At 49.9% G+C, this 6,772-nt stretch carries 8 protein-coding genes; 1 reads left to right on the top strand and 7 read right to left on the bottom strand.

The annotated features are described in order from the left end of the window. From GX117_05690 to GX117_05675, 4 genes are all read right to left on the bottom strand, one after another. Positions 1 to 212: 6-phosphofructokinase (locus GX117_05690; GenBank protein NLO32836.1), on the bottom strand; the 212-nt coding region annotated here is incomplete at its 3' end. A 71-nt stretch (positions 213 to 283) separates the two neighbouring features. Next, positions 284 to 1,549 carry a DUF2088 domain-containing protein gene (locus GX117_05685; protein ID NLO32835.1) on the bottom strand — a complete coding sequence of 422 codons (1,266 nt, stop codon included), beginning with the start codon at positions 1,547 to 1,549 and terminating at the stop codon, positions 284 to 286. A 275-nt stretch (positions 1,550 to 1,824) separates the two neighbouring features. Continuing rightward, the gene (locus tag GX117_05680; GenBank protein NLO32834.1) at positions 1,825 to 2,778 is read right to left on the bottom strand and encodes a 4-phosphoerythronate dehydrogenase; all 954 of its coding nucleotides are present in this window, start codon (positions 2,776 to 2,778) and stop codon (positions 1,825 to 1,827) included. Positions 2,779 to 2,805: 27 nt separating this feature from the next. Beyond that, a complete protein-coding gene (locus GX117_05675; GenBank protein NLO32833.1) occupies positions 2,806 to 2,961 on the bottom strand; it encodes a hypothetical protein in 156 nt (51 codons plus the stop codon). Positions 2,962 to 3,215: 254 nt separating this feature from the next. Between GX117_05675 and GX117_05670 the strand changes: the two genes are divergently transcribed. Beyond that, entirely contained in the window at positions 3,216 to 4,610 is a 1,395-nt protein-coding gene (locus GX117_05670; GenBank protein ID NLO32832.1) for a hypothetical protein, read from the top strand. A gap of 13 nt (positions 4,611 to 4,623) precedes the next feature. Here GX117_05670 and GX117_05665 read toward each other — a convergent pair whose 3' ends face one another. The 3 genes from GX117_05665 to GX117_05655 all read right to left on the bottom strand — a co-directional run bounded on the left by GX117_05665 (position 4,624) and on the right by GX117_05655 (position 6,662). Then, on the bottom strand, positions 4,624 to 5,196 hold the full coding sequence (locus tag GX117_05665; protein ID NLO32831.1) for a TIGR00730 family Rossman fold protein: 573 nt from the start codon (positions 5,194 to 5,196) through the stop codon (positions 4,624 to 4,626). 280 nt (positions 5,197 to 5,476) lie between these two features. After that, positions 5,477 to 6,502 (bottom strand): virulence RhuM family protein, encoded by a 1,026-nt coding sequence (locus tag GX117_05660; protein NLO32830.1) that lies wholly within the window; start codon positions 6,500 to 6,502, stop codon positions 5,477 to 5,479. After that, positions 6,492 to 6,662: a hypothetical protein gene (locus GX117_05655; protein ID NLO32829.1), complete on the bottom strand. Its 171-nt coding sequence runs from the start codon at positions 6,660 to 6,662 to the stop codon at positions 6,492 to 6,494. The genes GX117_05660 and GX117_05655 overlap by 11 nt, the downstream gene beginning before the upstream one ends. Positions 6,663 to 6,772: the final 110 nt, after the last annotated feature.

Below are 6,772 nucleotides of genomic sequence, written 5' to 3'. Positions count from 1 at the left end.
GGCGTATAGCGCAGCAGAGAGATTTCATCTTCATCTTGCACGCTTAAATTCAGCAGCTCTTCTTTCAGAACGCCCTCAATACCGTGCCAGCCGCCGTAAATGGTACCGAAAATATCAGGGAAAGATCGGCACGCTTCCACAACGCCGCGTAGTGAACTGTTGATGACCGGACTGGGACCGCCGGACTGGGCGACAATGACATTTTTTTTCATGAACAGAACTCCTTATATCTAAAAAATACTGCATATAGTCTGAGATTAATGTTCTTCTTAAAACGTGATGATTAGAGGCGCGTTCCGTGATCGGTCAATCGATACAAGATTTCGCCCGCATTATGCACAAGCAGCTTGCCCTCGTCTTCACGATCTTGCCAGTCCGCGATACGGATGCTGTCCGGATCACGGTAACCCAAATTAATCGTCTTACATTCCTCTTCCGGGATGGACGTGGCAAGGGTCACGTGTACGCGCGGTATTTCCACGCCATTTTCAAAGCTGCCCATGCCCTTGACATGGGTGGAGTGGGCGAGGATCCCGCCGGGGATATGGGTGAAGGCGTCCATTTGTTTGAGGAAATAATCGCGCACATGGTAACCCACCTGACGGATAAGATGGCCGTGGGTCTCACTCACTTGGCGTATATGTTTGCCGTAGATAATGAGTTCACCCTGATCCGCCACGACAGGCTCTAATTTATACATGCATTTGCCTGCCACCCACAGTTCATCATACATGGGCGGGGCAAGGGCAAGAACGCTGTTGAAGGGGTGCTCCTTATAGATGATGTGTGTCTTCGCGCTTAAATCGGCTGCGGCGCTCCAAGCTGTTTCCGGCGTACCGTAGAAAATCGCCTTCGTATCTTTGCCCGTCACGTTCAGGCAAAAGCAGCGCTTTTCAACAGGGATCAAGGCTGCGGCTTTGTCCACCACAGCACGAACCGGCGTATATTTGGTGCCGTTAATGGCGTAGTTCGTGATGAGCGCTCCGAGCCAATGAAAGAGATTGAGGATATCCGCGCCGGACACGCCCGGGAAAAAGTATTTGTTGCCGCCGCTCATACCGACCACTTCATGGGGGAACACGGGCCCCACAATGCAGATCAGATCATAATCAAGGACGCGTTTGTTAATGGTTACTTCTACCGATTCTTCGAGTAAGCCGCCGGAGATTGCTGCGATTTCTTTGCGGTCCAAGGTGCCGATAGATGCCAGCGCCCCCGGATTTTGCCATTCATGATTGAAGATACCCACGTCCTTAAATTGGCCATGCCGTTCTTCGGCGCTGATGCCTAGCAGGGTCCCGATCATGGAGTCGCTCAGCGCCGGGTGGGTGCCGAGGGCGATGAGAAAATCCATTTGTTTGGCGCGGTGGTGGGCGGCCTTGTGCAACGCACGGAACATTTGCGGCATGGGCATGCTCCGTGTCTGGTCGGGAATAATAAAAAGGATGCGTTTCCCGTCGATCGCTTCCTTTTCCAGCGCTTCCAGAACAAAAGATTCGATATCGGAATCACTGAGATAGCCTGTCTCATTGATATGCTGTAAAACCATGGAATTGTTTTCCTTTTCCTCACTGGCGGAAAGTTTTCGGGCTGCGCTTGTATAGTGATTTAACTGCTGTCCCCGCGCTCTTATCTATAGCATCAACCACGGCTGCACTCTCGTAACGTGATACGAAAGATCGGCACGAAAAGCCTTCTCATTTTACTTGATCCAAGCGTATTTACTGCGGCTCACCGGCGCAATTCCTGTCAAGCGCGGGATACAGAAGGCAATACAGCAACAAAAGAGCCGTGAATTCACGCTGACACGATTTCGAAGTTTCATTATAGCACAGTAAAACCGATCCCGGAAAAGACCGCTTTCAGGGGATTCTCCTCTTCTTTCAGGTGGAGTGTCGTATTGAAAAATTCGCGGCGGACCGGATATTCTTTGCGCAGACCGTCGAAAAACAACCCTTCTTGACCTTGCCCCTCAACAAAGATCTTGCGCATCCGTTCATCGTCGCCGGCAAGGTCATAAGCCTTCAATACGGTCTTCACGAGGATTTCAGGATCTTCAGTGTCAATGTGCAGCTCAGGCAGGGGCGGCGCAGGCAGAAAAGGCCGGGGATCCCACGAGATCGGCAGCCCCAGAAAAGTGCATAAGGCATCGTAAATCTGACGGGTACCATTTACTTTGCCGTCAAAGGAGTAGCCCGCAATGTGAGGCGTCGCAATGTCGGTGAGCCGCAAGAGTTCGAGATCAGGCGTAGGTTCATGCTCCCAAACATCCAGTACGGCGGCGGCAATATGCCTATTGCGCAGCGCCCCTTTCAAAGCTTGGTTGTCTACAACAGCGCCCCGTGAAGTGTTGAAGATAATCGTGCCGGGCCGCAGCGCGGCGAGAAAACGTTCATCGGCCAAATGCCGGGTTGGATAGGCGCCGCCTTTGTTCAGAGGCACGTGAAACGTGATGATAGGGCACTCTTGAATCTCTGTTAAGGGTCTATAAACAGGATCTTGGCTCGCTGCTTGCAGGGGCGGATCATTTAAGACGCACTGCATGCCCAGCGCCGTCGCTTTCTGCCACACTTTCGTGCCCACATTACCGACGCCAACAATACCCAATTTTAAATCGGCAGGATTGAAGTGGTGCTTTTGCGCCAGCGCCAGTATAGCCGTAACGATGTATTCGGCGACACTGTTCGCATTGCAGCCCGGCGCGCTGGAAAAGCCACTCCTTTGCGCAGCAAGATATGCTTTGTCGATATGATCCTCGCCAATGGTGCAAGTGCCCACAAAGCGGACCGGCGTCCCCGTAAGGAGCTACTCATCCACGCGCGTTATACTGCGAACGATCAGCGCAGTCACATCCTCCAGCATGTCCTTCGTAATGGCACGGCCCGGCGCGCGCCGAACGGCGCCCAAGGTTCCGAAAGCCTCCACGCCGTAAGGGATGTTTTCATCGACAAGAATGTTCATGATTAGAAGTATCCAAGGTTAATGTGAATCGTAATTAAGAGCCGTTGCGAAGATCGAGATAAGGGCAGCGAGACCGCCGCGCGGAAGGAAGCACGGAGTCCCCGTAACAGCGCCCATATCTCCGCTTGAAATAAGTATATCAAAACTCTTTCTATTGGCGTACAGCCGCCGCCCGCCGCGAAATTGCATTTTCGGTACCGTTCTTTGTATGGTGTACCTTCCTTTAATACAACATCCCCAAGGAGGATTTATTCATGATTCTAAGTTGTGTCCTATTCGTATGCGCCGCCTTCTCCGCCACTGGGGAAGATAACGCTGTTTCCGCTTCTGTTCCTATGGCGTATTCGGTTATGGATTTCGGCGCTGTCGCTGACGGTGTGACAGACAATACCGCCTTTTTCCAAGAAGCCATGGATGAGGCCGAGAAAAATCGGGGCGGCATCGTGGAGGTGCCCGCAGGCCGCTACCGCTTCGAAGGCAATTTACAAATTCCTTCCAATGTAAGCTTGAAAGGTATCTTTAGTTATGCCCCGTCCCATGCCGGCATACGCGATGCGGGACAACAGCAATTGCCCGTATACGGCAGCGTCTTGGAGCCCGTTGCTTCGGCAGGTGACGCAGCGGGCACGCCCTTTATCACCATTCAGGCGAATGGAACGGTGCAAGGCTTCACGATCCATTATCCCGATCAAAAACCCGATGCAGACGCGCCCACGCCCTATCCCTATACCATTGCGATGCGCGGCAATAATCCCGCCCTAATTGATATGCAATTGCTCAACCCCTATCAAGGCATTGATGCTTCCGAAAATCAACGGGCCCTTGTACGCAACATTCATGGACAACCCATTTACATCGGCATTTTTGTCGATATCATTTACGATATTGGCCGCATTGAAAACGTTCATTGGAATCCATGGTGGACCATACACACCAAAGTCTATCAATGGCAGCTCGAAAACGGCATCGGATTTCTATTCGGCAAAACCGATTGGCACTATGTGCACAACACCTTCTGTTTCGGCTATAACGTGGGCTATAAATTCTTCAAATCCGAGCGGGGCGGTACCAATGGTAATTTCTTAGGTATTGGCGCCGACGACTGCTATACGTCGCTCCTCGTCGAACAAAGCGAAACCATGGGCATCCTGATCACGAACGGAGAATTTGTATCTTTCCACGGCCCCGACCCCACCATGATACGCGTTGAAGAGACGCACACCGGGACGGTGCGCTTCGTGAACTGTGCCTTTTGGGGGCCTGCCCGGCGCAATGCCGTTATTGACGGCGTGGGCACGGTCGGCTTCAGCAATTGCAGTTTCATGCAGTGGGGCTACGAAGAAAAGGCTGAGGGCTACAACACCTTGCCCTTGCCGTCCATTGATGTGCTCGGCGGTTCGATCCTGTTGAATGGCAATGAATTTATGGAAAATAAGCCGCAGGTACATTTGGGCCCGAAAGTGGAACGGGCGATCATTACCGATAATCTGGTCAATGGCAAGGTATCCATTTCCAATGAAGCACGCCGTAAACGGGTCATCATAAAAAATAATTTGGGCTTTCCCCAAGACCCTAAATTCTTGAGATCCCTGTCTGAACGCAAGGATTACCGTTCCAGACTGTTACAGCATGAAATGTCCTCAAGATAAGGGCAGCCGTCCGTCAAAACCAAGGTTCATGGGCGGGTCCCGGTGTGTGCGCCAACAGATAGTCATAGGCGGCCTCGGCCGTATCGCATACATGATAAAAGGCAAGGTGTCGTTCACTGATCAACGAATCTGCGATAAGCCGATCAAAGAATAGAAAGAGATGGTCGAAGACGCCGTTAATGTTGAGGAAAACGCAGGGTTTGGCATGGTACCAAAGCTGTCGCAGCACGAGAATATCCATCACCTCATCAAGAGTCCCGAAACCGCCGGGCAAGGTAATGAAGGCGTCCGCCAGCGATTCCATTTTGGCTTTCCGTTCGCTCATCGTATCGGTAATGATCAGCTCATCGGCCTCACGATAGGCCAATTCCAGATCCACCAACTTGTCCGTGATCACACCGACCACACGGCCGCCGCCGTGTTGATGTACGGCGCGCGCACATTCGCCCATGAGCCCTACATTCCCACCGCCGTAAATGAGCTGATGTCCATGTTCCGCGATTAACGTACCCAAACGCCGCGCTTCAACCCTATAGGCTTCCGGCAGTGATTCACTGCTTGCCGCATATACACAAATAGACTGCATTACGCTTCTCTTCCTTTATCTTGCATTTTTTTTGCCCGCAGGGCAGATGGGAAACTCTCAGTAAACATGGACCAGTTTACACGGGGGCTTGACACGCCATGCCTGTTTTTTATTTCATTATATCGTTGTTCTTCTATGAGTAACTCGTTTGAAACGGCTTTACCCGCTTGTTTTTCAAGTACCGCTTTGCCTCGATAAAAAGGAGCGCCGAAATTACGGTACTCGCCGACAAATATCCGATTATTAGGCGTTATTTCACAAACATCCCCTAACCTACACCTCACAGCCGATCAGCCCCAGGCTTAGCTTTCAACTTCTTCTGCGCTTCTTTGATGCTTTCCAGATAATCGCGTTCTGCAGGGGTCGGCAGATCGGCAATACGCTTGCGGTATTTTTTATATTCCTCGGCTGCCTTTTCTATCGCCGCCTGGCGGCTGACCGTTCCGGAGTTTTGCAATATTCCTTTGCCGTAACGTTCGGCAAAATCATCAACCTGTGGCAGCCAATCGTGCATATACATAGGTTCGTGGTTCAGTGCGTGCAATTCCGCAAGGTCAAAAAAAGCTGAAACCATGCGATTGAGCACAGCAAGTTCTTTTTCATTCAGATAATTCTTTGCCACCATAACATCATCTTTGTGGGGTGTTTCACCGGGGAAGGTCTGCATCCCCATAAAGGGCTTTTCAGCGTCAGCACGGGCATAGATGATTTCAGCGGAGGTCTGCTTGTTCACGGCATAATGCATTTTGTTCTGGACAATCTGAAAAAACTGTCGGCACTCTTCCGCTTTTGGATCATAGTCCACACTGGTAGCAAAAAGATCTAAAAGCTGACGGTAAAAAACCTTTTCGCTGGAACGAATATCCCGAATACGCTCCAAGAGCTCTTGCCAATAATTCCCGCCGCCCGCTTTTTTTAGCAGGTCGTCATTCATGGTAAAGCCCTTAACGATATATTCTCGTATCCGTTCCGTTGCCCAAATTCGAAATTGCGTGCCGCGCAACGACTTTACGCGATATCCTACAGAGATAATCATATCAAGATTATAATAGTCAATTTGGCGTGCGACTTCACGATCTCCCTCAATTTGAACTGTTGCAATTTTTGCAACAGTTGCTTCGCGAAAAAGTTCTCCTTCTTCAAAAACATTTTTGATATGGCGCGATATGGTTGATTTGTCCCGCCCAAACAATTCGCTCATTTGATCAAGCGATAACCAAACCGTCTCATTTTCTAGGCGCACATCAATTTTAATTGCACCATCGCCGGCTTGGTACATGATAATTTCCGTATTCTTATAGTTCATATCCAATTACCCCCAGTCTTTTCCGAATCTCATCCTCAAACTTATTGCTTTCTTCAAATAGTCCGGCTAGTTCTGATCTAAGGCCTTCCATCTTTTCTTCAAAAGGAATACCATCATTCTCTTCTTCTTCAAAGCTATCTGATATGTATTTTATAATCACAACATTATATTATTGACCACTTTATCTTTATAATATGTTCATTCTATCTGATAGTCTTTATTTTTAATAGTTGTTTTTTATAGATAGCATTGCTCATGACCTCATACTGT

It is taken from the genome of Candidatus Hydrogenedentota bacterium (assembly GCA_012523015.1).
Taxonomy (GTDB): domain Bacteria; phylum Hydrogenedentota; class Hydrogenedentia; order Hydrogenedentales; family CAITNO01; genus JAAYBJ01.
Note: the sequence above shows the minus strand (reverse complement) of the source record. Positions and strands in the feature narration are given on the sequence as shown.